An 892-nucleotide genomic window follows, 5' to 3' on the forward strand; every position below is an offset into this window, starting at 1 on the left:
CTCAAAGCATTGATGTACAAACCGATGCCAATGGTAACTGGAGTGCGGCACCAACAGGCACATTAGCCGAAGGGAATTATAGCGTTAGCGCCAGCATCACCGATGCCGCAGGCAACACAGGTACAGGTACAGACAGCGGCGAAGTAGACGTAACTCCACCGACACTTGCCTTTACACCAACCTTTGAACTTGGTTTATTGGTTACCCTAAGTGGGACGTCTGACTTGCCAGCAGGCAGTGAAATTACTATTACCGAGCAACTGGTAGGCGGTGGTATTGGTGCAACATATACCACTACAACAGATGCGGATGGCAACTGGTCATTAGTCGGATTAGATGTATCGTTACTTGATGTTGGCTCAGTGATCGCAACAGCGACCGATGCCGCAGGTAATACCCGTACAATTAGCTCAGATGACTTTGATAATACACCGCCTACGCTGACGGTTGACGTTGCAGCACAAAGCGACAGCAACACGCCAATCATAAGCGGCACAAGCGATGCGGGCGAAGGTGCACAAGTGACGATAGTCGTTACCGACAGCAACGGCAACCCACAAACCATCACCGCCCTTGTTGATGCGGATGGTAATTGGAGTGCCACTCCAACCACACCATTAAGTGAAGGTCAAAGCACCATCGAAGTAAGTGTACGCGACAGTGTTGGCAACGAAACTACAGTGAGTGATACCACCACTATCGACACGCAAGCGCCAATACTCACCATTCAAAACGTAGGCGATGTCAGCGACTTAACACCAGAGCTGCAGGGCACCAGTAATGAAATTGGTGGCACTGTTACACTCACCATCACCGACAGCGCAGGCGCTGTGCAAACCATTGAGACCCTAGTTGGCAGCGATGGCCACTGGAACATTGAGATTCCAGGTGC

Annotated in this window: 1 protein-coding gene; it reads left to right on the plus strand. The window is 50.9% G+C overall.

All coding sequences use genetic code 11. The features are described 5' to 3' along the window. Positions 1-892 (plus strand): Ig-like domain-containing protein (locus H5120_RS20025; RefSeq protein WP_182675883.1); only part of this gene is annotated, 892 nt, incomplete at both ends.

Source organism: Pseudoalteromonas sp. SR43-2 (assembly GCF_014163885.1).
Lineage (GTDB): Bacteria > Pseudomonadota > Gammaproteobacteria > Enterobacterales > Alteromonadaceae > Pseudoalteromonas > Pseudoalteromonas distincta.